26 protein-coding genes are annotated in these 24,955 nt (G+C 38.9%); 21 read left to right on the forward strand and 5 right to left on the reverse strand.

Annotated features, from left to right (window positions below):
* The first annotated feature begins 5 nt into the window (after positions 1–5).
* The 4 genes from HMPREF9188_RS04915 to HMPREF9188_RS04930 all read left to right on the forward strand — a co-directional run bounded on the left by HMPREF9188_RS04915 (position 6) and on the right by HMPREF9188_RS04930 (position 3,716).
* Positions 6–698, forward strand: coding sequence for a 5'-methylthioadenosine/adenosylhomocysteine nucleosidase (locus HMPREF9188_RS04915; RefSeq protein ID WP_009730091.1), 693 nt, complete (start codon positions 6–8; stop codon positions 696–698).
* Between the two features lie 76 nt (positions 699–774).
* Entirely contained in the window at positions 775–1,269 is a 495-nt protein-coding gene (gene rocS, locus HMPREF9188_RS04920) for a chromosome segregation protein RocS (protein WP_000021252.1), read from the forward strand.
* Between the two features lie 81 nt (positions 1,270–1,350).
* Positions 1,351–1,944: a 3'-5' exonuclease gene (locus tag HMPREF9188_RS04925; RefSeq protein WP_009730092.1), complete on the forward strand. Its 594-nt coding sequence runs from the start codon at positions 1,351–1,353 to the stop codon at positions 1,942–1,944.
* A gap of 8 nt (positions 1,945–1,952) precedes the next feature.
* Positions 1,953–3,716, forward strand: a complete 1,764-nt coding sequence (locus tag HMPREF9188_RS04930; protein ID WP_009730093.1) for a glycerophosphoryl diester phosphodiesterase membrane domain-containing protein — start codon at positions 1,953–1,955, stop codon at positions 3,714–3,716.
* A gap of 38 nt (positions 3,717–3,754) precedes the next feature.
* Here the strand turns inward: HMPREF9188_RS04930 and HMPREF9188_RS04935 are convergent, their stop codons facing one another.
* A complete protein-coding gene (locus tag HMPREF9188_RS04935) occupies positions 3,755–4,054 on the reverse strand; it encodes a YbaB/EbfC family nucleoid-associated protein (RefSeq protein ID WP_000981516.1) in 300 nt (99 codons plus the stop codon).
* Positions 4,055–4,476: 422 nt separating this feature from the next.
* On the opposite strand from HMPREF9188_RS04935, the gene HMPREF9188_RS04940 reads away from it, so the two are divergent.
* From HMPREF9188_RS04940 to lacG, 17 genes are all read left to right on the forward strand, one after another.
* Positions 4,477–5,184, forward strand: coding sequence for an IspD/TarI family cytidylyltransferase (locus HMPREF9188_RS04940; RefSeq protein WP_009730094.1), 708 nt, complete (start codon positions 4,477–4,479; stop codon positions 5,182–5,184).
* A 4-nt stretch (positions 5,185–5,188) separates the two neighbouring features.
* The gene (locus HMPREF9188_RS04945; protein ID WP_009730095.1) at positions 5,189–6,211 is read left to right on the forward strand and encodes a ribitol-5-phosphate dehydrogenase; all 1,023 of its coding nucleotides are present in this window, start codon (positions 5,189–5,191) and stop codon (positions 6,209–6,211) included.
* Positions 6,212–6,227: 16 nt separating this feature from the next.
* Positions 6,228–7,085: a phosphotransferase family protein gene (locus HMPREF9188_RS04950; RefSeq protein WP_009730096.1), complete on the forward strand. Its 858-nt coding sequence runs from the start codon at positions 6,228–6,230 to the stop codon at positions 7,083–7,085.
* A 1-nt stretch (position 7,086) separates the two neighbouring features.
* Positions 7,087–7,965, forward strand: coding sequence for a DMT family transporter (locus HMPREF9188_RS04955; RefSeq protein WP_000791842.1), 879 nt, complete (start codon positions 7,087–7,089; stop codon positions 7,963–7,965).
* Positions 7,966–7,976: 11 nt separating this feature from the next.
* Positions 7,977–8,666 (forward strand): sugar phosphate nucleotidyltransferase, encoded by a 690-nt coding sequence (locus HMPREF9188_RS04960; protein ID WP_009730097.1) that lies wholly within the window; start codon positions 7,977–7,979, stop codon positions 8,664–8,666.
* Between the two features lie 191 nt (positions 8,667–8,857).
* Positions 8,858–9,334, forward strand: a complete 477-nt coding sequence (locus tag HMPREF9188_RS04965) for a PTS sugar transporter subunit IIA (RefSeq protein WP_000521979.1) — start codon at positions 8,858–8,860, stop codon at positions 9,332–9,334.
* 37 nt (positions 9,335–9,371) lie between these two features.
* Positions 9,372–9,677 (forward strand): PTS sugar transporter subunit IIB, encoded by a 306-nt coding sequence (locus HMPREF9188_RS04970; RefSeq protein ID WP_000590551.1) that lies wholly within the window; start codon positions 9,372–9,374, stop codon positions 9,675–9,677.
* Positions 9,678–9,731: 54 nt separating this feature from the next.
* Positions 9,732–11,207, forward strand: coding sequence for a PTS galactitol transporter subunit IIC (locus HMPREF9188_RS04975; RefSeq protein ID WP_000382508.1), 1,476 nt, complete (start codon positions 9,732–9,734; stop codon positions 11,205–11,207).
* A 106-nt stretch (positions 11,208–11,313) separates the two neighbouring features.
* The gene (locus HMPREF9188_RS10200; RefSeq protein WP_009730098.1) at positions 11,314–12,210 is read left to right on the forward strand and encodes an aldose 1-epimerase family protein; all 897 of its coding nucleotides are present in this window, start codon (positions 11,314–11,316) and stop codon (positions 12,208–12,210) included.
* 286 nt (positions 12,211–12,496) lie between these two features.
* Positions 12,497–12,922 (forward strand): galactose-6-phosphate isomerase subunit LacA, encoded by a 426-nt coding sequence (gene lacA, locus HMPREF9188_RS04985; RefSeq protein WP_000029277.1) that lies wholly within the window; start codon positions 12,497–12,499, stop codon positions 12,920–12,922.
* Positions 12,923–12,952: 30 nt separating this feature from the next.
* The gene (gene lacB / locus HMPREF9188_RS04990; RefSeq protein WP_001216921.1) at positions 12,953–13,468 is read left to right on the forward strand and encodes a galactose-6-phosphate isomerase subunit LacB; all 516 of its coding nucleotides are present in this window, start codon (positions 12,953–12,955) and stop codon (positions 13,466–13,468) included.
* 10 nt (positions 13,469–13,478) lie between these two features.
* Positions 13,479–14,408 (forward strand): tagatose-6-phosphate kinase, encoded by a 930-nt coding sequence (locus tag HMPREF9188_RS04995; RefSeq protein ID WP_009730099.1) that lies wholly within the window; start codon positions 13,479–13,481, stop codon positions 14,406–14,408.
* Position 14,409: 1 nt separating this feature from the next.
* A complete protein-coding gene (lacD, locus tag HMPREF9188_RS05000) occupies positions 14,410–15,390 on the forward strand; it encodes a tagatose-bisphosphate aldolase (RefSeq protein WP_009730100.1) in 981 nt (326 codons plus the stop codon).
* Positions 15,391–15,625: 235 nt separating this feature from the next.
* The gene (locus HMPREF9188_RS05005; RefSeq protein ID WP_009730101.1) at positions 15,626–16,462 is read left to right on the forward strand and encodes a PRD domain-containing protein; all 837 of its coding nucleotides are present in this window, start codon (positions 15,626–15,628) and stop codon (positions 16,460–16,462) included.
* 35 nt (positions 16,463–16,497) lie between these two features.
* Positions 16,498–16,815 carry a PTS lactose/cellobiose transporter subunit IIA gene (locus tag HMPREF9188_RS05010; protein ID WP_009730102.1) on the forward strand — a complete coding sequence of 106 codons (318 nt, stop codon included), beginning with the start codon at positions 16,498–16,500 and terminating at the stop codon, positions 16,813–16,815.
* Complete coding sequence (locus HMPREF9188_RS05015; RefSeq protein WP_001037312.1) at positions 16,815–18,509, forward strand: lactose-specific PTS transporter subunit EIIC; 1,695 nt, start codon at positions 16,815–16,817, stop codon at positions 18,507–18,509. Before HMPREF9188_RS05010 ends, HMPREF9188_RS05015 begins: the two co-directional genes overlap by 1 nt.
* 84 nt (positions 18,510–18,593) lie before the next feature.
* Entirely contained in the window at positions 18,594–20,000 is a 1,407-nt protein-coding gene (gene lacG / locus HMPREF9188_RS05020; RefSeq protein WP_009730103.1) for a 6-phospho-beta-galactosidase, read from the forward strand.
* Between the two features lie 39 nt (positions 20,001–20,039).
* Here the strand turns inward: lacG and HMPREF9188_RS05025 are convergent, their stop codons facing one another.
* The 4 genes from HMPREF9188_RS05025 to nrdH all read right to left on the reverse strand — a co-directional run bounded on the left by HMPREF9188_RS05025 (position 20,040) and on the right by nrdH (position 24,568).
* Positions 20,040–20,807 (reverse strand): DeoR/GlpR family DNA-binding transcription regulator, encoded by a 768-nt coding sequence (locus tag HMPREF9188_RS05025; protein WP_000917589.1) that lies wholly within the window; start codon positions 20,805–20,807, stop codon positions 20,040–20,042.
* Positions 20,808–20,947: 140 nt separating this feature from the next.
* On the reverse strand, positions 20,948–21,910 hold the full coding sequence (nrdF, locus tag HMPREF9188_RS05030; protein ID WP_000451378.1) for a class 1b ribonucleoside-diphosphate reductase subunit beta: 963 nt from the start codon (positions 21,908–21,910) through the stop codon (positions 20,948–20,950).
* Positions 21,911–22,104: 194 nt separating this feature from the next.
* Positions 22,105–24,264, reverse strand: coding sequence for a class 1b ribonucleoside-diphosphate reductase subunit alpha (gene nrdE, locus HMPREF9188_RS05035; protein WP_009730104.1), 2,160 nt, complete (start codon positions 24,262–24,264; stop codon positions 22,105–22,107).
* 85 nt (positions 24,265–24,349) lie between these two features.
* The gene (nrdH, locus tag HMPREF9188_RS05040) at positions 24,350–24,568 is read right to left on the reverse strand and encodes a glutaredoxin-like protein NrdH (RefSeq protein WP_000259240.1); all 219 of its coding nucleotides are present in this window, start codon (positions 24,566–24,568) and stop codon (positions 24,350–24,352) included.
* Between the last annotated feature and the right edge of the window lie 387 nt (positions 24,569–24,955).

The following is a 24,955-nucleotide window of genomic DNA, read 5'->3' on the forward strand; positions in this document are numbered from 1 at the left end:
ATAAAATGAAAATTGGAATCATTGCTGCCATGCCAGAAGAACTCCTATATTTGACTCAGAATTTGGACAAACCTAAAGAAGTCCAAGTCCTTGGAAATACTTACTACACTGGCTCTGTTGGCAATACAGAAGTCGTTCTAGTTCAGAGTGGGATTGGAAAGGTCATGTCGGCTATGAGTGTAGCTATTCTAGCTGACCATTTTCAGGTAGAAGCTATTATCAATACAGGATCAGCAGGTGCTCTTGCCGAAGGGATTGCTGTTGGAGATGTAGTGATTGCGGATAAGTTGGCTTACCATGATGTGGATGTGACTGCTTTTGGCTATGCTTATGGCCAAATGGCGCAACAACCTCTTTACTTTGAATCAGACAAAACCTTTGTAGCCAAAATCCAAGAGAGTCTATCTCAGTTGGACCAAAACTGGCACCTAGGCTTGATTGCTACAGGAGACAGTTTTATAGCTGGAGATGATAAAATTGCTAGTATCAAAACCCACTTTCCGGATGTTTTAGCAGTTGAAATGGAAGGGGCAGCCATTGCACAAGCGGCTCAGGCTCTTGGTCTACCTTTCCTAGTCATTCGTGCCATGAGTGACAATGCCAATCACGAAGCCTCTATCTCTTTTGATGAATTTATTATCGAAGCTGGACGTCGTTCTGCCCAAGTCTTACTAGCCTTTTTAAAAGCCTTAGATTAAGCGGAAATTTGACAGTTTATCTAGCTTATGATAAGATTTAAATAAAGAAAAGCTAGAAAACGTTTCAGAGGATATTATGAGTATTGAAATGACCGTCAGTGAGATTGCAGAGGTCTTAGGACTATCTCGTCAAGCAATCAACAATCGTGTCAAAGAACTTCCAGAAGAGGACACGAAAAAAAATGACAAAGGTGTAACTGTAGTTACTCGAAGTGGCTTGATCAAGCTAGAGGAAATCTACAAAAAAACGATTTTTGAAGATGAACCAGTCAGTGATGATGTCAAACAACGTGAACTGATGGAAATCTTGGTTGATGAGAAAAACGCTGAAATTCTTCGTTTGTACGAGCAGCTCAAGGCAAAAGACCGCCAGTTATCAGAAAAAGATGAACAGATGCGTATCAAAGACCGACAGATTGCTGAAAAGGACAAACAGTTGGACCAACAGCAACAGTTAACTCTTCAAGCCATGAAGGATCAAGAAACCTTGAAACTCGAGTTGGACCAAGCAAAAGAAGAAGTCCAAGCAACCAAAAAAGGCTTTTTTGCTCGCCTTTTTGGAGGAAAATAAAGAAGCTGTTTGGGTTACTCACTAACCTAATGGCTTCTTTTATTATTTATAGTTTAGTTTGGGTAGTAATTGAGGTAAATAATGGAAAAATTAAGAGATTATATCTCCTTTGATTTGGAATTCAATCAACACGAGGGGGTTACCCATTTAATTCAAGTATCGGCAGTCCGCTTTCAAAATGGTCAAGAAATAAGTGCCTTTGATTCTTATGTTCATACTACAGCACCTTTGAAGAGTTTTATCAATGGCTTAACTGGAATCACAGCTGAAACCTTGAAAGATGCGCCAAAGGTAGAACAAGTTTTAAGAGATTTTCAGACCTTTGCTGGTAATTTACCTATGGTTGGTTACAATGTGGCCAAGAGTGATCTGCCTATTCTCTTGGAGCACGGTATCGATTATCGTGACCAGTATAAGGTTGATCTATATGATGAGGCTTTTGAACGGCGTAGTTCTGACCTACACGGGATAGCTAATCTTAAATTACAAACTGTCGCGAATTTTTTAGGTTTTCACGGGAAGTCTCATAACAGTTTAGAGGATGCCCGCATGACGGCGCGTGTTTACGAAGCCTTTTTAGAATCGGATGAAGGAAAGCTATTAATAGAAGACCAGAGTAGTTTTTCTCTGAATAATCCTTTCGGTGGCTTAGATTTATCTCAATTTTTAGACTAGGAGTGCCTATGAAACCTGAAAAACCTAAAAAGCTAGGTTTTAGGAAGATATACTATAATCTAGATAAAATACTATTTCTATTTTTCTTGATATTTATGATGGTTGAGTTTGTCTGGCTACCATTGAATTCATGGATTGCTGGCATCCTTCTGAGACAAACAGGTTACTTGTTTATCTCCTACAATAACTTTTGGGCGATTATACAAGGCTCGCCTTTTATCAGTTTAGCCTTTCTCATCTTAATTGCAATCAATCTCCTGGTCGCCTATTTCCAGATTTGTCTTTTGTTTATCGGGGCTCGCCACCTTCTCTATCATGAAAAGAGAACCCTGATTGAATATAGTCGAAAAGTCTTTCACCAGAGCTTTCTATTTGTCAAACGATTGAGCTTTTGTAAGATGGCCTTTGTCTTCTTTTATGTAGCTCTACTTTTTCCTTTTATTAGGAAAATTTTAAAAATCTACTATCTCAATAAGATTATTATCCCTGATTTTATCGTTACATACCTAGAAGATAAGAACTGGCTGGTAGGGCTGTTGATCATAGCATCCGCTTGGATCTTTCTCTACATTTCTGTTCGTTTCATGTTTGCCCTTCCTAAGATTCTCTTTGAAAGAAAGACAGTAAGAGAAAGTGTGAAATATAGTCTCCAAAAGACGAAGAAAAACGTTCTTTTCTTCTCTTGGCATCTCCTACTCATTATCATTAAAACCTATCTCTTCTTCTTTGTCTTGTTAATTCCCTTGCTCTTTGCTCAGGCGGTAATGGATAACTTTACTCAAAAAGAATCCTTGATTCTTGGTGTGATTAATTTTATCTTGATTAAAAACCTCCATTACATGACTCTGACTTATTTCCTAGTGAAGTTTGTTTCCTTCCTGACGGGAGAAGAGTTGGAGATCATGCCAAGGCGAAAAAAAGATCATCTGATGAGATGGGGTGTCATGGGGTGTGCAAGTATCTTCTTTGCTTTAGAAGGTTACATCTATTTGGAGTCTCCGGATACCAATACACCTTTAGTGATTTCGCACAGAGGAGTAAGTAATAAAAATGGTGTTCAAAATACTGTGCAGTCTTTGGAAAAAACAGCTCAACTAAAACCAGATCTCATTGAAATGGATGTTCAGGAAACGAAAGACGGTCAGTTCGTGATGATGCACGATGCTAACCTTAAATCGCTAGCAAGAATTAATGCTACACCGCAAGACTTAACTCTGGATGAATTAACAAATACAGATATTTACGAGAATGGTTATCAAACAAAGATTTCAAGTTTTGATGCCTATTTAGAGCGAGCAAATGCTTTAAACCAAAAATTGCTGATTGAGATTAAAACCAGTAAAAAAGATAGCCCACAAATGATGGACCATTTCCTTGAAAAGTATGGAACGACGATTAAGAAATATGGCCACCAGATGCAGTCACTAGACTATCATGTGATTGATAAGGTCTTGGCTTACGATCCTGAAATTCCAGTGTACTTCATTCTGCCATATAATAGTGTGTTTCCGAGAACCAAGGCGACTGGTTATACCATGGAATATTCAACTTTGGATGAATACTTTGTCAATAAACTTTGGACAACAGATCAGAAACTATATGTTTGGACTGTGAATAGTTCTGAGTCCTTTGATAAGGCAGTCAGACTTGGAGCAGATGGAATGATAACGGATGATCTTGAAATGGTCCAGTCACAAGTCACAATGGCTCAAGATGATCCGGAATACACGGAATTACTCTTAAAGAAAGCAATGGAATTCTTTGATTTCTAAGAAAAAAAGAGAAACAGATGTTTCTCTTTTTTTGTGGATTAGAAAGGCAATTTTCCAGCGAAAGCACCGAGTTTCTTCTTAGTCGTTTCATCAATTTGTTCAAGTGCAGCGTTAATCGCTTGAACAGTCATGTCAGAAAGGGTTTCAAGATCTTCTGGATCTACAACTGCTGGATTAAAGTCAATGCTGACCACTTTCTTATCACCAGTTAGAGTTGCTTGGACAAGGTCTTGAGCTGATTTTCCAACAAATTCCATGGCAGCGAGTTCTGCTTGACTTTGTTCCATTTGTTTTTGAAGTTTTTGTGCTTGGCGCATCATGTTCTGCATGTTCATCATAGCGGTTTATAGTTTCCTTTTTCTATTATTTTCTTTTTTATTTTACCAATTTTAGGAGCAAAAGTCTAACAATAGTTTAAAACATCGTAGAGATTGCTTTCTTAAATTTACAAAAATGGATGCCACAATTTTCCTAGCTTTTTCTTGTATTTCTAAAAATATGTTTAAGTTTTATTTAAGGTTTCTATTATATTCTAAAGAACTATATATTAACCGAACGTTGAATGAGGGGTATAGAGAATAACCTAAATTTATTTCTTAATTTATTATAATTTTTCAGACTTTGTTGAATATTGTTCATTTTTCATCCTAATAATGAGCCGATTCACATGGTGGTTCTTTATCTTTTCTTCATGATAGGCATATATTGTGATATAATAGATAGTAATGAGTTTTTTAGAATAAACTAAAGGAGAATATAAATGATCTATGCAGGAATCCTAGCCGGAGGAACTGGCACACGCATGGGAATCAGTAATTTACCAAAACAATTCTTGGAGTTGGGTGATCGTCCTATTTTGATCCACACAATTGAAAAATTTGTTTTGGAACCAAGTATTGAAAAAATTGTAGTTGGAGTTCATGGAGATTGGGTATCTCATGCTGAGGACTTGGTTGACAAGTATCTTTCTCTTCACAAGGATCGCATCATCATTACAAAGGGTGGTGCTGATCGCAATACCAGTATCGAGAAGATTATAGAAGCTATTGATGCCTACCGTCCAATCACTCCAGAAGATATCGTGATTACGCATGACTCTGTTCGTCCTTTTATCACACTTCGCATGATTCAGGACAATATCAAACTGGCTCAAAATCATGATGCAGTTGACACAGTAGTAGAAGCAGTTGATACCATTGTTGAAAGTACTAATGGTCAGTTTATCACTGATATTCCAAATCGTGCTCACCTCTATCAAGGTCAAACACCTCAGACATTCCGCTGCAAGGATTTCATGGATTTGTATGGTTCCCTATCTGACCAAGAAAAGGAAATCCTGACAGATGCATGTAAGATTTTTGTTATCAAAGGAAAAGACGTTGCCCTAGCTAAAGGGGAATATTCAAATCTTAAAGTCACAACTGTGACAGACCTGAAAATCGCGAAAAGCATGATTGAGAAAGACTAAGGCTATGATTAATCAAATTTATCAACTGACCAAACCAAAGTTTATCAATGTAAAATACCAAGAAGAGGACATTGATCAGGAGAATCATATCCTTATTCGTCCAAATTATATGGCGGTTTGTCATGCAGATCAACGTTATTATCAAGGGAAACGCGATCCAAAGATTTTGGCTAAAAAGCTTCCAATGGCCATGATTCACGAGTCTTGTGGAACTGTTATTTCCGATCCAACTGGGACTTATGAAGTTGGTCAAAAGGTAGTTATGATTCCCAATCAACCGCCTATGCAGAGTGACAAGGAGTTCTACGAGAACTACATGACAGGGACCTACTTCCTATCTAGTGGTCACGATGGCTTTATGCGAGAATTTGTTTCTCTTCCCAAAGATCGTGTTGTGTCTTATAATGACATCGAGGACTCAGTTGCCGCCATTACCGAGTTTGTAAGTGTTGGTATGCATGCTATGGATCGATTCCTACATCTTGCTCATAGCAAACGAGAGCGCATTGCTGTTATCGGAGATGGTAGTTTGGCCTTTGTGGTTGCAAATATTATCAATTATACCTTGCCAGAAGCAGAGATTATCGTCATTGGTCGCCATTGGGAAAAACTAGAGCTCTTCTCTTTTGCTAAAGAGTGCTACATTACTGATAATATACCAGAAGATTTAACCTATGATCATGGATTTGAGTGCTGTGGTGGGGATGGTACAGGCCCAGCTATCAATGACTTGATTCGTTATATTCGCCCACAGGGAACGGTTCTCATGATGGGAGTGAGCGAATACAAGGTTAATATCAATACACGAGACGCTTTGGAAAAAGGATTGTTATTAGTGGGATCGTCTCGTTCAGGACGCGTCGATTTTGAAAAGGCCATTCAAATGATGGAAGTTAAAAAGTTTGCGAATCGTCTGAAGAATATCCTTTATGTTGAAGAGCCTGTGAGAGAAATCAAGGACATTCACCGTGTCTTTGCTACAGACCTGAATACTGCTTTTAAAACAGTATTCAAGTGGGAAGTGTAGGAGATGGAGGTTAATTGTGGAAAAACTCATCAAAGAAAAAATTTCTTCTTTACTATCTAATGAAGAGGAAGTACTCAGTGTCGAACAGCTGGGAGGCATGACCAACCAAAACTATTTGGTTAAAACAACCAACAAACAGTATATTGTGAAATTTTTTGGTAAAGGGACTGAAAAACTCATCAATCGTCAAAATGAAAAGTATAATCTTGAACTTTTAGAGGATTTAGATTTAGATGTTAAAAATTATCTCTTTGATATTGAGTCAGGGATTAAAGTAAATGAATACATCGAATCGGCAGTAACTATTGATTCAACATCTATCAAGTCCAAGTTTGAAAAGATTGCACCAATTTTACAAACCATCCATGCTTCAGGGAAAGAATTAAGAGGAGAATTTGCTCCCTTTGAGGAAATCAGAAAATATGAATCCTTGATTGAGGGACCTATCCCTTATGAAAACTATGAAGCTGTAAGAAAAGATGTATTTTCACTAGAAAAGAGATTGGCTGATTTGGGTGTTGATAGAAAGTCCTGTCATATTGATTTGGTACCAGAAAACTTTATTGAGTCACCACAAGGTCGTTTGTATTTGATTGACTGGGAATACTCTTCTATGAATGATCCGATGTGGGATTTGGCAGCTCTTTTCTTAGAGTCTGAATTTACAAAGCAAGAGGAAGATGATTTCCTTTCCTACTATGAAAGTGACAAAACACCTGTATCACGTGAGAAGATTCGTATCTATAAAATCTTGCAAGATACTATCTGGAGTTTGTGGACAGTGTACAAAGAAGCTCAAGGAGCTGATTTTGGAGATTATGGTATCAACCGTTACCAAAGAGCTGTCGAAGGTTTGACTTATTATGGAGGTTAGGATGAAGAATAAAAATGGTGTTTCCTTTGGTCTGCTCTCTGGTATCTTCTGGGGATTAGGTCTAACAATTAGTGCTTATATCTTTTCAATTTTTACAAATCTTTCACCTTTTGTGGTGGCTGCTGCTCATGATTTCTTGAGTATCTTTATCTTGTTAGCTTTTCTTTTGGTAAAAGAAAGAAAAGTTCGTCTCTCGATTTTCTTAAATATTCGAAATGTAAGTGTAATTATCGGTGCTTTACTAGCAGGACCTATTGGTATGCAGGCCAATCTTTATGCGGTTAAATATATCGGTAGTTCTCTAGCTTCATCTGTATCGGCTATTTACCCAGCAGTTTCAGTTTTGCTAGCCTTCTTCATTTTGAAACACAAGGTTTCAAAGAATACAGTATTTGGTGTTTTCTTGATTATTGCAGCGATCATTGCTCAAACCTACAAGGTTGAACAAGTTAACTCGTTTTACATTGGGATTCTTTGTGCCCTTATCTGTGCCATTGCCTGGGGGAGTGAAAGTGTTCTCAGCTCCTATGCTATGGAAAGTGATTTAAGTGAAATTGAAGCCTTGTTAATCCGACAAGTAACCTCATTCTTATCCTATCTTGTGATTGTGCTCTTTTCTCACCATTCATTTGCAGAAGTGGCAGATGGGCAATTATTCGGTCTCTTGATTGTCTTTGCGGCCTTTGATATGATTTCCTACTTAGCTTATTATATCGCCATTAATCGCTTACAACCTGCGAAAGCGACAGGTTTGAATGTGAGCTATGTAGTTTGGACTGTCTTATTTGCAGTTATTTTCTTGGGTGCACCGCTAGATATGCTGACAATCATCACTTCACTTATTGTTATGGCTGGTGTTTATATTATTATTAAAGAATAAAGGAGATTCGTGTGAAAGCGATTATTTTAGCAGCGGGCTTAGGAACTCGTCTGCGCCCTATGACTGAAAATACCCCAAAAGCTTTGGTTAAGGTTAATCAAAAACCCTTGGTAGAATACCAAATCGAGTTTTTGAAAGAGAGAGGAATTGATGAGATTATTATCGTTGTTGGTTACCTCAAGGAGCAATTTGACTACCTAAAAGAAAAATATGGTGTTCGTTTAGTCTTTAACGACAAGTACGCAGATTACAACAATTTTTACTCACTTTATCTAGTAAAAGAAGATTTGGCTAACAGCTACGTCATCGATGCAGATAACTATCTTTTCAAAAATATGTTTCGAAACGATCTTAAACGTTCTACCTATTTCAGTGTTTATCGTGAAGACTGTACGAACGAGTGGTTCTTGGTTTACGGTGATGACTACAAGGTTCAAGACATTATTGTTGATAGCAAGGCTGGTCGCATTCTGAGCGGAGTATCATTCTGGGATGCACCAACTGCTGAGAAGATTGTTGGCTTTATTGACAAAGCTTACGAAAGTGGTGAATTTGTTGATCTCTACTGGGATAACATGGTTAAGGATAATATCAAAAAATTGGATGTCTATGTCGAAGAATTAGAAGGAAATAGCATCTATGAAATTGATAGTGTAAAAGACTACCATAAATTAGAAGAGATTTTATCTACTATTAAGTAAGGAAAGAGAAGAAGGCTTGGGCCTTCTTTTTTTGTAGATATTATAACAAGAATGTTTGATATTGATTGTATTCTTCAAATGAAACAAAAATTATAAAAAAATGAACAAAATAAAACAAAAAAATATTGACAACGATTTCATATAGTGTTATACTTATTACACAAAAGATAATTGAAAGAAGGGAAAATGTTATGGGATTAGATCATTTCTTTGACAAAAACCTGGTGTTTTGCTTAGAAGCGGATAATCAAGAACAACTCTTTGATCAGGTAGCAAGCTTGTTGGAAGAACGAGAAATTGTCACTCCAACTTATCGTGAAGCCTTGATCACGCGTGAAAAGTCATTTCCAACTGGCTTAGATATGGAATTTCTAGGTAAGGACTTGCCAAATGTAGCGATTCCTCATACAGATATTGTTCATAATCTGGCTGAGAAAGTTGTGGTTGTTCGATTAGAAAAACCAGTAACTTTTCACAATATGATTGCTCCTGATAAGGAAGTAGAAGTATCCCTACTCTTCTTTATCATTAACAACTCAAGTTCAAGTCAAACAAATATTCTGGCTCAGTTGATGGACTTTTTCACAGGAAATGGACATCTGGAAGATTTATCAAAAATTTCTGAACCAGAAAAACTTTATGCTTACATTGCTGAAGCAACCGCTTAATCTTGTCTATTAAAAAATAAAATCGGAGGAAATCCAAATGATTAAAATTCTTGCTGCCTGCGGTGCAGGTGTTAACTCAAGTCACCAAATTAAAAGTGCTCTAGAAGAAGAACTTTCAAACCGTGGTTATGATGTTCACTGTGATGCCGTCATGGTGAAAGACGTAAACGAAGACCTTATCAAGGGCTACGATATCTTTACACCAATCGCTGCAACTGACCTTGGTTTTGAACCTGGTATTCCAGTAATTGAAGCTGGACCAATCTTGTTCCGTATTCCAGCGATGAGCGCTCCAGTATTTGACAATATTGAAGCAGCTATCAAAGAACACGGACTAAGCTAATTTATTCTTTATCTTGTCAACATTCATATAACTAAAAAAACGGGAGGAACTATTATGGATGTCATTATCGAACTAGCCAATAAGATTTTCAAGCCAGTCTTGGAAATGGGTGGTCCTATCATCATGCTGATCATCTTGACAGTATTGGCTTTACTATTTGGAGTGAAATTCTCCAAAGCGCTTGAAGGTGGTATCAAACTTGCCATCGCCCTTACTGGTATCGGTGCTATCATCGGTATGCTCAACGGAGCTTTCTCAGCATCACTTGCAAAATTCGTTGAAAATACTGGTATTCAATTGAACATCACTGACGTTGGTTGGGCACCACTTGCAACCATCACTTGGGGATCTGCATGGACACTTTACTTCTTGCTTGTAATGTTGATTGTCAACATTGTGATGCTTGCAATGAAGAAAACAGATACACTTGACGTCGATATCTTCGATATCTGGCACTTGTCAATCACTGGTCTTTTGATCAAATGGTACGCAGACAACAATGGAGTTAGCCAAGGGGTTTCACTCTTCATCGCAACTGCAGCAGTTGTCCTTGTAGGTATTTTGAAAATCATCAACTCTGATTTGATGAAACCAACTTTCGACGACCTTCTTAATGCACCAAGTTCATCACCAATGACTTCAACTCACATGAACTACATGATGAACCCAGTTATCATGGTCTTGGATAAAATCTTTGATAAAGTATTGCCTGGTCTCGATAAATATGACTTTGACGCTGCAAAATTGAACAAAAAAATCGGTTTCTGGGGATCTAAATTCTTTATCGGTTTCATCCTTGGTATTGTTATTGGTTTGATGGGGACTCCACACCCAGTTGCTGGAGTAGAAGGAGCTGATAAATGGGAACTTGTTATTAAAGGTTGGTTGAGCCTTGGTTTGACTGCCGGTGTAGCTTTGGAACTCTTCTCACTTATCGGATCATGGTTCATCGCAGCCGTAGAACCACTCTCACAAGGTATTACAAACGTTGCTACTAAACGTCTTCAAGGACGTAAATTCAACATCGGTCTTGACTGGCCTTTCATCGCTGGTCGCGCTGAAATCTGGGCTTGTGCTAACGTACTTGCTCCAATCATGCTAGTAGAAGCTGTGCTTCTTTCAAACGTCGGTAATGGTATCTTGCCACTTGCAGGTATCATCGCTATGGGTGTGACTCCAGCTCTCTTGGTTGTTACACGTGGTAAATTGCTCCGTATGATTATCTTCGGAACACTCTTGTTGCCTCTCTTCCTTCTTTCTGGTACTCTTATCGCTCCATTTGCAACTGAACTTGCTAAAGGTGTAGGTGCCTTCCCAGAAGGTGTGAGCCAAACTCAATTGATCACTCACTCAACTCTTGAAGGACCAATTGAAAAACTATTTGGTTGGGCAATCGGTAATGCTACAACAGGTGATATCAAAGCAATCCTTGGTGCAGCAGTCTTCCTTGTATTCTATGTAGGTATCTTTGCTTGGTATAGAAAACAAATGATCAAACGTAACGAAGAATACGCAGCAAATGCTAAATAATTCGCTCCTATAAAATGTAAATTGTGAAAACTAGGTTGTTAATTTCCTACATTGGGAGTGGCAACCTAGTTTTTATATAAAGATCTAAAAATAGTTGGAGAATATTATGGTAATTGAAATAAAATCAGATCAGTTAACGGTCCAGTTTAAAACCTTAGGTGGCGCCTTGTCGTCGATCAAGGATCGAGAAGGCATTGAGTATCTGTGGCAAGGAGATGCCACTTACTGGAGTGGACAAGCTCCAGTACTTTTTCCAATCTGTGGCTCTTTAAGAGAAGATACAGCCTTCTACAGTCACGCAGATGGAACAGAGACGAAAGGAAACATTCCTCGTCATGGTTTGGTCCGTAAAAAAGAATTTGACTTAGTTGCTCAAACAGAAAACAGCGTAACATTTGCTATCGAAGATGATGTGAATACTTATCAAAACTACCCTTATCATTTCCGTCTTGAAATCACTTATCTAGTGAATGGCAAGACTGTCCGTACTCAATACAAAGTCTTCAATAGAGAAACTAATAAAGTAATGCCATTCTTTATAGGAGGACATCCAGGATTTAATTGTCCTCTGTTAGATGGCGAAACTTATGAAGATTACTATTTAGAGTTTGAGAAAGAAGAGACTTGCTCTGTTCCCCGTCCTTTCCCAGAAACTGGCATGTTAGACTTTCAAGATAGAAGTCCATGGTTGGATTCGCAAAAGGAAGTGGATCTCAGTTACGATCTGTTTAGTGTTGATGCAGTGACTTTGGATGAGTTGCAATCCAGAACAATTGCCCTTCGTTCTCGTAAGCATGAGAAGGGATTAAAAGTACACTTCCAAGAGTTCTCAAATCTCATCATTTGGTCAACTTTGAATAAGGGACCATTCATTGCCTTTGAACCATGGTCTGGCTTGTCAACATCTCTTGAAGAAGGAGATCATTTAGAAGGTAAGAAAAACGTTCGTCTCTTAGAAGCTGGTCAAGTGGATCAAATTGGTTTTGATATTGAAATATTTTAGATAAAAAACCACAAAAACAAACATTTACTGTTGACTTTTTATAAAAATAGGAGTATATTATGTTTGTAAACAACAAATGATGTTTATAACAAACAAATAATCGCTTGTTATATTCTCTATCGCAGAGAAAGTTTCTTTCTAGGAACTTGATTTCCTGGACTTGGATAAGGTGTTATTCATCTCATTCAATCAAATTTGTCAATAAACTGCTAGAAAGTCTTTTGTAGGTAAACTGCTAGCTATAAAAGTCTTTACTAGCCTAGAAAAATAAAAAGGAGTAAACAATATGTCTATTGTTATCGGTGCAGATGCTGCAGGTTTGAGATTGAAAGAAGTTGTGAAAGACTTCTTGGAAAAAGAAAACTTCCACGTTGTGGATGTTACAGCTGAAGGTCAAGACTTTGTTGATGTGACTCTTGCTGTTGCTGCAGAAGTAAACAAAGAAGAACAAAATCTTGGTATCGTGATTGATGCTTATGGTGCTGGTCCATTCATGGTGGCAACTAAAATCAAAGGAATGGTTGCTGCAGAAGTTTCAGATGAACGTTCAGCCTATATGACTCGTGGACACAACAACTCACGTATGATCACTATGGGTGCACAACTTGTTGGTGATGAATTGGCTAAAAATATTGCTAAAGGTTTTGTTAACGGTAAATACGACGGTGGTCGTCACCAAATTCGGGTTGATATGTTGAACAAAATGTGCTAATTAGATTACAGTAAGAAAGGTAAATTAAAAATGAGAATTGCAATCGGATGTGACCACATCGTAACAGATGAAAAAATGGCGGTTTCAGAATTTTTGAAATCAAAAGGATATGAAGTCATCGACTTTGGTACCTATGACCACACACGTACTCACTACCCAATCTTTGGTAAAAAAGTTGGTGAAGCTGTAACTAGCGGTCAAGCTGATCTTGGGGTATGTATCTGTGGTACTGGTGTTGGTATCAACAACGCTGTCAACAAAGTTCCTGGTGTTCGTTCTGCCTTGGTTCGTGATATGACAACAGCTCTTTATGCAAAAGAACAATTGAACGCCAATGTTATTGGTTTTGGTGGTAAAATCACTGGTGAATTGCTTATGTGCGACATCATTGAAGCTTTCATCAATGCTGAATACAAACCATCAGAAGAAAACAAAAAATTGATTGCTAAAATTGAGCACGTTGAAACTCACAATGCTCATCAAGCAGATGCAAACTTCTTTACAGAATTCCTTGAAAAATGGGATCGCGGTGAATACCACGACTAAGAGGTGACACATGATTTTAACAGTCACAATGAATCCATCCATTGATATTTCTTATCCTTTGGATGAATTAAAAATTGACACTGTCAACCGTGTGGTGGACGTGACCAAGACAGCTGGTGGTAAAGGGCTCAATGTTACACGAGTTCTTTCAGAATTTGGTGATTCTGTTGCTGCTACTGGTTTGGTCGGTGGTAAACTTGGAGAGTTTTTAGTAGAACATATCGACGATAAAATAACGAAATGTTTCTTCTCAATTCAAGGAGAGACTCGTAACTGTATCGCTATTCTACATGGTGACAACCAAACAGAAATTCTTGAGAAAGGGCCTGAAGTTCTGGAGCAAGAAGGGCAAGATTTCTTGGCTCATTTCAAAAATCTCCTTGACACTGTGGAAGTAGTTGCTATCTCTGGTAGTCTTCCAGCTGGCCTTCCAGTTGATTATTATGCGAGATTGGTAGAACTTGCTAATAAAGCAGAGAAACCAGTTGTTCTGGATTGCTCAGGTGCTGCCCTTCAGGCGGTCCTTGAATCACCACACAAACCAACAGTAATCAAACCAAATAACGAAGAATTGTCTCAGCTTCTTGGAAAAGAAGTTTCTGAGGATTTGAATGAATTAAAAGAAGTTCTTCAAGAGCCTCTATTTGCAGGGATTGAGTGGATTATCGTTTCACTTGGTGCAAATGGTGCTTTTGCAAAACATGGTGATACTTTCTACAAGGTAGATATTCCAAGAATTCGGGTAGTCAATCCTGTCGGGTCTGGAGATTCTACTGTTGCAGGTATTTCATCAGGACTTCTTCATAAGGAATCGGATGCAGAACTCCTCATCAAGGCAAATGTCCTTGGTATGCTCAATGCTCAAGAAAAGATGACAGGTCATGTCAATATGGCTAACTATCAAGCTCTATATGATCAATTAACAGTAAAAGAGGTATAAAATGGCTTTAACAGAACAAAAACGTGCACGCTTAGAAAAACTTTCAGATGAAAATGGAATCATTTCAGCTCTTGCCTTTGACCAACGTGGCGCTTTGAAACGCCTCATGGCTCAATACCAAACAGAAGAGCCAACAGTGGCTCAAATGGAAAAACTCAAAGTCTTGGTTGCAGATGAATTGACTAAATACGCTTCTTCTATGCTTCTTGACCCTGAATATGGTCTTCCAGCTACAAAAGCGCTTGATCCAAATGCTGGCCTTCTCCTTGCTTATGAGAAAACTGGCTACGACACAACAAGCACCAAACGCTTGCCTGACTGTTTGGATGTTTGGTCTGCAAAACGCATCAAGGAACAAGGCGCTGACGCTGTGAAGTTCTTGCTTTACTATGACGTAGACAGCGCTGACGAACTCAACCAACAAAAACAAGCCTACATCGAACGCATCGGCTCTGAGTGTGTGGCAGAAGACATTCCTTTCTTCCTTGAAATCCTCGCTTACGATGAAAAAATCGCTGACGCAGGTTCTGCTGAATACGCTAAAGTGAAACCACACAAGGTTATTGGTGCTATGAAGGTCTTCTCAGACCCACGCTTTAACATCGATGTCTTGAAAGTAGAAGTTCCAGTCAATGTTAAATACGTTGAAGGCTTTGGTGATGGTGAAATCGTGCATACACGTGAAGAAGCGGCAGCCTTCTTCAAAGCACAAGATGAAGCAACTAACTTGCCATACATCTACTTGAGTGCTGGTGTATCAGCTAAACTCTTCCAAGATACTCTTGTATTTGCCCATGAATCAGGTGCAAATTTCAATGGTGTTCTTTGTGGCCGTGCTACATGGGCTGGATCAGTTGAAGCTTACATCAAAGATGGTGAAGCAGCAGCTCGCGAATGGCTTCGCACAACTGGTTTTGAAAACATTGACGAACTCAACAAGGTTCTTCAAACAACAGCGACTTCATGGAAAGAACGCGTGTAAAATCTTCCTCCTAGTTTAGGAACATGAATCTAAAAAAATTTTTAAAAAAAGTTACATGTAAAGGTTTACAAAATAACTTACTTGTGTTATACTTAAATCACAAGTTAATACAAGGTGAGTGTTACTAAGTAATATTAGGCATGATCACAGGTGGATTAGAAATCAAAGGATTTTCTAGTTCATTTGTGGTCATTTTTTGTACTCATATACCTTTAAGATACAAAAGGAGGTTGCCATGTATCGAATTCTAAATCCAATGAATCACAATGTCTCGCTTGTCAGAAACGACAAAGGAGAAGAAGTGATTGTGATTGGTAAAGGGATTACATTTGGAAAGAAGAAGGGGGATTTGATTGCTGAAAATCAGGTTGAGAAAATCTTTCGGATGAAGACAGAAGAGTCCAGAGAAAACTTTATGGCTCTCCTCAAAGATGTTCCGCTTGATTTTATCACAGTGACTTATGAAATCATTGATAAGTTATCGAAGAAATATCATTATCCGATTCAAGAGTATCTCTACGTAACCTTGACAGATCATATTTACTGTTCCTATCAAGCTCTAACACAAGGAAGGTACAAGGATAGTAATCTGCCAGATATTTCTGCCAAGTATCCTGTCGCTTTTCAAATCGCAAAGGAAGCCTTTGAAATCTATCGTCAGAAGTTGACAGATCATTTCCCTGAGGATGAAATTATTCGGATCGCTTATCATTTCATCAATGCCGAAGGGGAGAATGAAGTTCAAGTGGTTGAGTCGATTGATAAGAGGAAAGAAATTCTCAGGAATGTTGAAGAAGTGCTAAAGGGGTATGCGATTCAACGAACCAAAAAGAATAACCATTTCTATGATCGCTTTATGATTCATCTCAACTATTTTTTGGATTATTTAGACCGTTCCAGAGATGATAATCAATCGCTTCTAGATATGGAAGACCATATTAAACAATCCTATCCAAAAGCGTTCGAGATTGGTTCCAAAATCTATGATGTGATTACGCAACATACGGGTCTTGATTTGTATAAAAGTGAACGAGTTTATCTAGTTCTACATATCCAACGTTTATTGTCATAAAAATTTAATTAAAAATACATAAGGAGAATTCTATCATGAATAGAGAAGAAGTAACATTGTTAGGTTTTGAAATCGTAGCCTATGCTGGCGATGCTCGTTCAAAACTATTGGAAGCCTTGAAGGCTGCTGAAGCTGGCGATTTTGCGAAAGCAGATGCTCTCGTGGAGGAAGCTGGTGGCTGTATCGCCGAGGCTCATCACGCGCAAACAAGTCTATTGACGAAGGAAGCAGCTGGTGAGGATTTGGCCTATAGTGTAACCATGATGCATGGCCAAGACCACTTGATGACAACTATCTTGTTAAAAGATTTGATGCACCATTTAATCGAACTCTATAAGAGAGGAGTTAAGTAATGAATAAATTAATTGCATTTATTGAGAAAGGAAAACCTTTCTTTGAGAAATTATCTCGTAATATCTATCTTCGTGCTATTCGTGATGGTTTCATTGCAGGGATGCCTGTTATTCTCTTCTCAAGTATCTTTATCTTGATTGCTTTTGTACCAAACTCATGGGGCTTTAAATGGTCTGATGATGTTGTTAATCTCCTCATGAAACCTTATAGCTATTCAATGGGGATTCTAGCTCTCTTGGTAGCTGGTACAACAGCTAAGTCATTGACCGACTCAGTAAACCGTAGCATGGAGAAAACCAATCAAATCAACTATATGTCAACACTTTTGGCAGCAATTGTTGGTTTGTTGATGTTGGCAGCTGATCCTATCGAAAATGGCCTAGCTACTGGATTCTTGGGGACAAAAGGTTTGCTTTCAGCCTTCCTTGCTGCCTTTGTTACTGTAGCCATCTATAAGGTTTGTGTTAAGAACAACGTCACTATTCGTATGCCTGACGAAGTTCCACCAAATATCTCACAAGTATTTAAAGATGTGATTCCATTCACTCTATCAGTGGTTTCTCTTTATGCTCTTGATTTACTAGCTCGTCATTTTGTTGGTGCAAGCGTAGCTGAATCAATCGGTAAATTCTTTGCACCATTATTCTCTGCTGCTGATGGTTATCTAGGTATTACGATTATCTTTGGTGCCTTTGCCTTCTTCTGGTTTGTTGGTATCCACGGTCCTTCAATCGTCGAGCCAGCAATCGCAGCTATTACCTATGCAAATGCTGAAGTCAACTTGAACCTTCTCCAACAAGGGATGCACGCTGACAAGATCCTTACTTCTGGTACACAAATGTTTATCGTTACCATGGGTGGTACTGGTGCGACACTGGTTGTTCCATTCATGTTCATGTGGTTGACCAAATCGAAACGAAACCGTGCAATCGGACGTGCGTCAGTAGTACCAACCTTCTTCGGTGTGAACGAACCAATCCTGTTTGGTGCTCCGCTAGTCTTGAACCCAATCTTCTTTATTCCATTCATCTTTGCTCCAATCGCAAACGTATGGATCTTTAAATTCTTCATTGAAACGCTCGGCATGAACTCATTTACTGCCAACCTTCCTTGGACAACACCAGGTCCGCTCGGTATTGTTCTCGGTACAAACTTCCAAGTTCTATCGTTCATCCTTGCTGCCCTTCTAATCGTTGTTGACATTGTCATTTACTATCCATTCCTTAAAGTCTATGATGAACAAATCCTTGAAGAAGAGCGTTCTGGTAAAGTTAATGATGAATTAAAAGAAAAAGTAGCTGCAAACTTCAATACTGCCAAAGCAGATGCTATTCTTGAAAAAGCAGGTGTAGAAGCAGCGCAAAACACAATCACAGAAGAAACAAATGTTCTCGTTCTCTGTGCAGGAGGAGGTACAAGTGGTCTTCTTGCAAATGCTCTAAACAAGGCAGCTGCAGAGTACAAAGTTCCTGTTAAAGCAGCAGCTGGTGGCTATGGTGCTCACCGTGAAATGTTGCCTGAGTTTGATCTGGTCATCCTTGCTCCTCAAGTTGCTTCAAACTTTGAAGACATGAAGGCCGAAACCGACAAACTTGGTATCAAACTTGCCAAGACAGAAGGTGGCCAATACATTAAATTGACTCGCGATGGAAAAGGCGCTCTTGCCTTTGTTCAAGCGCAGTTCGAAGAATAAAATGTAAATAGCGAAGAAGTGAGATGGAGGAACTCCTCCCAACTATACCCCCATCTCATTTCTATTTCTTGAAAGGTGAATCAAATGACAAAAACACTTCCAAAAGACTTTATTTTTGGCGGAGCAACAGCAGCCTACCAAGCAGAAGGTGCTACACATACTGATGGTAAAGGGCCAGTCGCCTGGGACAAATACCTCAAAGATAACTACTGGTACACTGCTGAACCAGCCAGTGATTTCTATCACAAATACCCAGTTGACCTCAAACTTGCAGAAGAGTATGGTGTCAATGGTATCCGTATTTCAATCGCTTGGTCACGTATCTTTCCAACGGGTTATGGGAAGGTTAATGACAAGGGGGTTGAGTTCTATCATAATCTATTTGCAGAGTGCCACAAACGGCATGTTGAGCCCTTCGTGACTCTTCATCACTTTGACACGCCAGAAGCACTTCATTCAAACGGAGATTTCCTGAATAGAGAAAACATTAATCACTTTGTGGATTATGCGGCCTTCTGTTTTGAAGAATTTCCTGAAGTTAACTTTTGGACAACCTTTAATGAAATTGGGCCAATAGGAGATGGTCAATATTTGGTTGGGAAATTCCCTCCAGGTATTCAGTACGACCTTGCCAAAGTCTTCCAATCTCATCACAATATGATGGTGTCGCATGCGCGTGCAGTCAAGCTATATAAAGATAAAGGCTATAAAGGTGAAATTGGTGTGGTTCATGCCCTGCCTACTAAGTATCCTCTGGATCCAGATAATCCAGCAGATGTTCGTGCAGCCGAGTTAGAAGATATTATCCATAACAAGTTTATCCTAGATGCGACTTATCTAGGACGATATTCTGAAGAAACCATGGAAGGTGTCAACCATATCCTAGCAGTCAATGGTGGAAGTTTAGATCTGCGTGAAGAAGACTTCGCAGTCCTAGAAGCAGCAAAAGACCTGAATGACTTCCTTGGAATTAACTACTACATGAGTGATTGGATGCAAGCCTTTGATGGCGAAACAGAAATCATTCATAACGGTAAGGGTGAAAAAGGAAGCTCTAAGTATCAGATTAAGGGAGTTGGACGTCGAGTGGCGCCTGACTATGTCCCACGTACGGACTGGGACTGGATTATCTATCCTCAAGGTTTGTATGATCAAATCATGCGCGTGAAGAAAGATTACCCAAATTACAAGAAAATCTACATCACAGAGAATGGTCTCGGATACAAAGATGAGTTTGTGGATGGGACAGTCTACGATGATGGACGGATTGATTATGTTAAGAAACACATGGAAGTGATAGCAGATGCAATCTCCGATGGAGCCAATGTCAAAGGCTATTTTATCTGGTCGCTAATGGATGTCTTTTCTTGGTCAAATGGTTACGAAAAGCGTTACGGCCTCTTCTATGTTGATTTTGAAACCCAGGAGCGCTATCCAAAGAAATCAGCTCACTGGTACAAGAAACTAGCTGAGACACAACTTATTGATTAAAATTCAACAAAAATTCCCCGCCAAAAGGCAGGGGAATTTTTATGGTTTTGATAAAAGAATGGTTGTTTGTTTCGACAGATCTTCAAATGTCTCCTGACTCAGTTTGGAATCTGAAACGATGGTATCAATCTCTGAGATATTGTAAAAAGTGTAAAAATCAAACTTATTAAACTTACTGTGGTCTGCCAGTAAGTATTTTTTATTGGCATTGTTCAAGGCGATTCGTTGTACCTCGCCCTCTTCTTCACTGAAAGTAGCAATTGCTTTATCCTTAATACCATTACAGCTAACAAATGCCTTAGAAAACTGAAGATTTGTCAAATCCTGCAAGGTGAGTGTCCCCACAAAAGCACCAGTGATAGAGCGATAGTTTCCACCAATCAAGATCAAATCTGTTAGTTTTCGTTCGTTTAGGATGAGAAAAACTGGAAGACTGTTTGTTACAACACGAATATTATCAATTGGGAGCTCACGAGCAAAACATTCTAAGGTTGTTCCTGGCCCGATAAAAATGGTTTCCCCTTCCTCAATCAAGTGACCTGCAAAACGGCTAATTTCTTGTTTTTCAGCAATCTGCAAGCCTTGTTTTTCGACGTTTGAGCGTTCGTTGTTTAATAGAGAACCTGTACGAAGTTTTTCAGCGCCACCATGCACACGAACCAGCAAATCCTTGTCTGCTAGTTCTTGTAAATATCGGCGAGCTGTCATATCTGACACATCAAGGCTCTCCATAATCTCTTTTACAGTAATAGTGCCTTTTGTGTTTACTGCTTCTAGAATACTATCTAGTTTTTCTTGCTTTAGCATCCTTATCACCTCGATTTCTACTATTATTATCTTACCATAAAACGCTCAATATATCAAATAGAAAAAAACAAAATAAAACAAAAAACAAAAATATCATGGTTGTTTTAAACAAACCATGATATTTTGAATGATTGGCCAAATTAGTCTAAGCCGTAGTTGTAATCCTCGTCTTGCATGGCTTCAACTTCACCAAGGAGGTAACCATTTCCAACTTGAGAGAAGAAGTCGTGGTTGGAAGTTCCTGTTGAAATTCCGTTCATGACGATAGGATTGACATCATCAGCTGAATCTGGAAAGAGTGGATCTTGTCCTAGGTTCATAAGGGCCTTATTGGCATTGTAGCGAAGGAAGGTTTTAACTTCTTCGGTCCAACCAACACCGTCATAGAGACTTTCTGTATAGCCCTCTTCGTTCTCGTAGAGAGTGTAGAGCAGGTCGTACATCCATTCTTTAAGTTTTTCTTGCTCTTCTTCAGGCAATTCGTTAAAACCAAGCTGGAACTTGTAACCAATGTAAGTTCCGTGAACAGATTCATCACGGATAATCAACTTGATAATTTCCGCAACGTTGGCCAGTTTGTTGTTACCGAGATAGTAGAGTGGTGTAAAGAAACCAGAGTAGAAGAGGAAGGTTTCAAGGAAAACGCTGGCAACCTTCTTTTCAAGGGGGCTACCATTGAGGTAGATTTCATTGATAATTTCTGCTTTTCTTTGTAGGTAGGGATTAGTGTTGGTCCATTCAAAGATTTCTTCAATTTCAGCCTTAGTATTCAAGGTTGAAAAGATAGAAGAGTAAGATTTTGCGTGGACAGATTCCATAAATTGGATGTTGTTGAAAACAGCTTCCTCATGCGGTGTACGGATGTCTGAGCGAAGCGCTTGAACCCCTGTTTCAGATTGCATGGTATCCAAAAGGGTCAAACCACCAAAGACTTTTCCAACCAAGTCTTTTTCTTTGTTTGATAGTTTTCTCCAGTCGTCTAGGTCATTTGACAAGGGGATACGTGTATCGAGCCAGAATTGCTCCGTCAGCTTTTCCCAAGTTGATTTGTCGATGACATCTTCGATGGCATTCCAGTTAATGGCTTTGTAGTAAGTTTCCATTTGAAATCTCTTTCTGTATGTAATAATGCGATTGTCGAATCATCTCTATTTTATCATAGTCTGAGAAGAGTATCGCACAAAAAGTCGGAAGACCGACTTTTTGGTTTTTCATAGTATTTAAGATACTTATCAAGTTTTGTCTGGCGGGTAACTTAATCAGTAATCTGAGAAAATGTGGTTGCCTCAGATAAAAATTAAATCACACAGCTTTCACATTGGTTAGCACCAACTTCCCCACCGTCATCTGTAAAGGTACGGACGTAGTAGATAGACTTGATACCCTTGTTAAAGGCATAGTTACGAAGGATAGATAGGTCACGTGTCGTTTGTTTGTTTTCTTTCTTCCATTCGTAAAGACCTTTTGGAATGTCACTACGCATGAAGAGGGTGAGTGAAAGTCCTTGGTCCACGTGTTCAGTTGCAGCCGCGTATACATCGATTACCTTACGCATATCCATGTCGTAAGCAGAAGTGTAGTATGGAATGGTTTCTGTTGACAAACCAGCAGCTGGGTAGTAGATTTTACCAATTTTCTTCTCTTGGCGTTCTTCAATGCGTTGTGTAATCGGGTGGATAGAAGCAGAAACGTCGTTGATGTAGCTGATAGAACCATTTGGAGCTACAGCAAGGCGGTTTTGATGGTAAAGACCATCTGCTTGAACCTTTTCGCGAAGTTCAGCCCAGTCAGCAGCGCTTGGAATAAAGACATCTTTAAAGAGTTCTTTAACACAGTCTGATTTTGGAACAAATTCGCCTGTCACATACTTGTCGAAGTAGCTTCCGTTAGCATAGTCTGATTTTTCAAAGTTATGGAAGGTGATACCACGCTCGCGCGCTATATTGTTTGATTCCACCAAGGTCCAGTAGTTCATAAGCATAAAGTAGATGCTTGTGAATTCAACAGACTCAGCTGATCCATATTCGATCAGTTGTTGGGCAAGGTAACTATGAAGTCCCATGGCACCAAGACCAAAGGTGTGAGCCAAACTGTTTCCATGGTCGATAGTAGGGACAGCTACGATGTGTGAACTATCTGTAACGAAAGTAAGGGCACGAACCATAGCGCGAATAGAACGACCAAAGTCAGGTGAAGTCATCATGTTGACCACGTTGGTTGATCCAAGGTTACATGAAACGTCCGTTCCCATTTGAAGGAATTCTTGAGCATCGTTGATCAAACTTGGTTCTTGAACTTGAAGAATCTCAGAACACAAGTTACTCATGATAATCTTTCCATCAACAGGATTCGCACGATTAGCCGTATCAATATTGACTACATATGGATAGCCAGATTCTTGTTGCAATTTAGAGATTTCAGTTTCCAAGTCACGTGCCTTGATTTTTGTCTTGCGAATATTTGGATTTGCTACTAATTCATCGTATTTTTCTGTGATGTCGATGTAGTTGAACGGTACCCCGTATTCAAGCTCTACAGAGTATGGGCTAAAGAGATACATTTCTTCATTTTTACGGGCCAATTCGTAGAATTTATCGGGTACTACAACACCGAGTGAAAGGGTCTTTACACGTACTTTTTCATCAGCATTTTCTTTCTTAGTTGAAAGGAAAGCGATGATATCTGGGTGAAAGACGTTGAGGTAGACAACCCCAGCACCTTGACGTTGCCCGAGTTGGTTTGAGTAAGAGAAGCTGTCTTCAAAAAGCTTCATAACTGGTACGACACCAGAAGCTGCTCCTTCATAGCCTTTGATAGGAGCTCCAGCTTCACGAAGGTTGCTGAGGGAAATTCCCACACCACCACCGATACGTGAAAGTTGAAGGGCTGAGTTGATAGAACGTCCGATAGAGTTCATATCATCCGTCACTTGGATCAAGAAGCAAGATACCAACTCTCCACGACGAGCACGACCTGCGTTCAAAAAGGAAGGAGTAGCTGGTTGGTAGCGTTGGTGGATAATTTCATTGGCAATATCAATTGCAATCGCTTCATCCCCGTCAGCAAAATAAAGTGCATTAAAGAAGACACGGTCTTCCATGCTTTCAAGGTAATATTCCCCATCATTAGTCTTCAAGGCATATTGATTGTAAAACTTATAGGCTGCCATAAACGACTTGAATTGGAAGTTTTGGTCCTTGATAAATTGATGCAATTCTTCCAAAAACTCTGGACGGTATTTCTTGAGAAATGCAGTTTCGATGTAGTTATGTTCAATGAGGTAGTTGATTTTATCAGTGATTGAATCAAAAACCATGGTATTTGGAACCACATTTTCTTTAAAGAAAGCATCCAAGGCTTCCTTATCTTTATGAAGCATGATTTGTCCATTAACAGGACGGTTGATTTCGTTATTGAGACGGAAGTAAGTCACGTCTTCAAGATGTTTTAATCCCATAAAATTTTCCTTATCTAACCTGATTACAAAAGAAAGGCCTCTAAGTTAGCCCTAGAAGCAATTTCTTCTGGATGATGCACTAAAATTATGCTAACTGTTTTAGTTTTCCTGGTTGGAAACCTGAAAAGACTTCAGTTGGTGTTTGGATGACAGGAGCAGCGCTGAAACCGAGCTCTTTAACTTGATCGATGTACTCTGGTTGCTCGTCGAGATTGATCTCACGATAAGCGACATTGTTGCTGTCCAAGAAACGCTTGGTCATCTTACATTGGACACAGTTGTTTTTAGAATAAACGGTTACCATTTTCGTAACTCCTCTTTCAAAATAGATTACTTTCTTAGTATATCAGAAAAAAAAACTTTGTCAAACTTTTTAAACTAAATCTTGTGCCAAAAAGTTACGGTTTTGAAATCAAAACACAAGATATAGTGTTTTCGAAAACATAAATTTTGATTTCCGTTGAACTGTCAAACTTTCTCAAAATAAAAAAACTACATACTGTATATTGGCAATATAAATAGAAGATTTTCAGCAAGTTATCAGAAAGGAAAACGAAGAAAATAGCAAAAATCGTAAGAACAGTAATAAGTATAGCTGAGATAATACTTTAACAAAATAGAAACTGTAATATTTACGAAAAAAGAAATTTTCTACACAAGATGTCCCAATATTTGTATTAGAATATCTAAA

It is taken from the genome of Streptococcus sp. F0441 (genome assembly GCF_000314775.2).
Taxonomy (GTDB): domain Bacteria; phylum Bacillota; class Bacilli; order Lactobacillales; family Streptococcaceae; genus Streptococcus.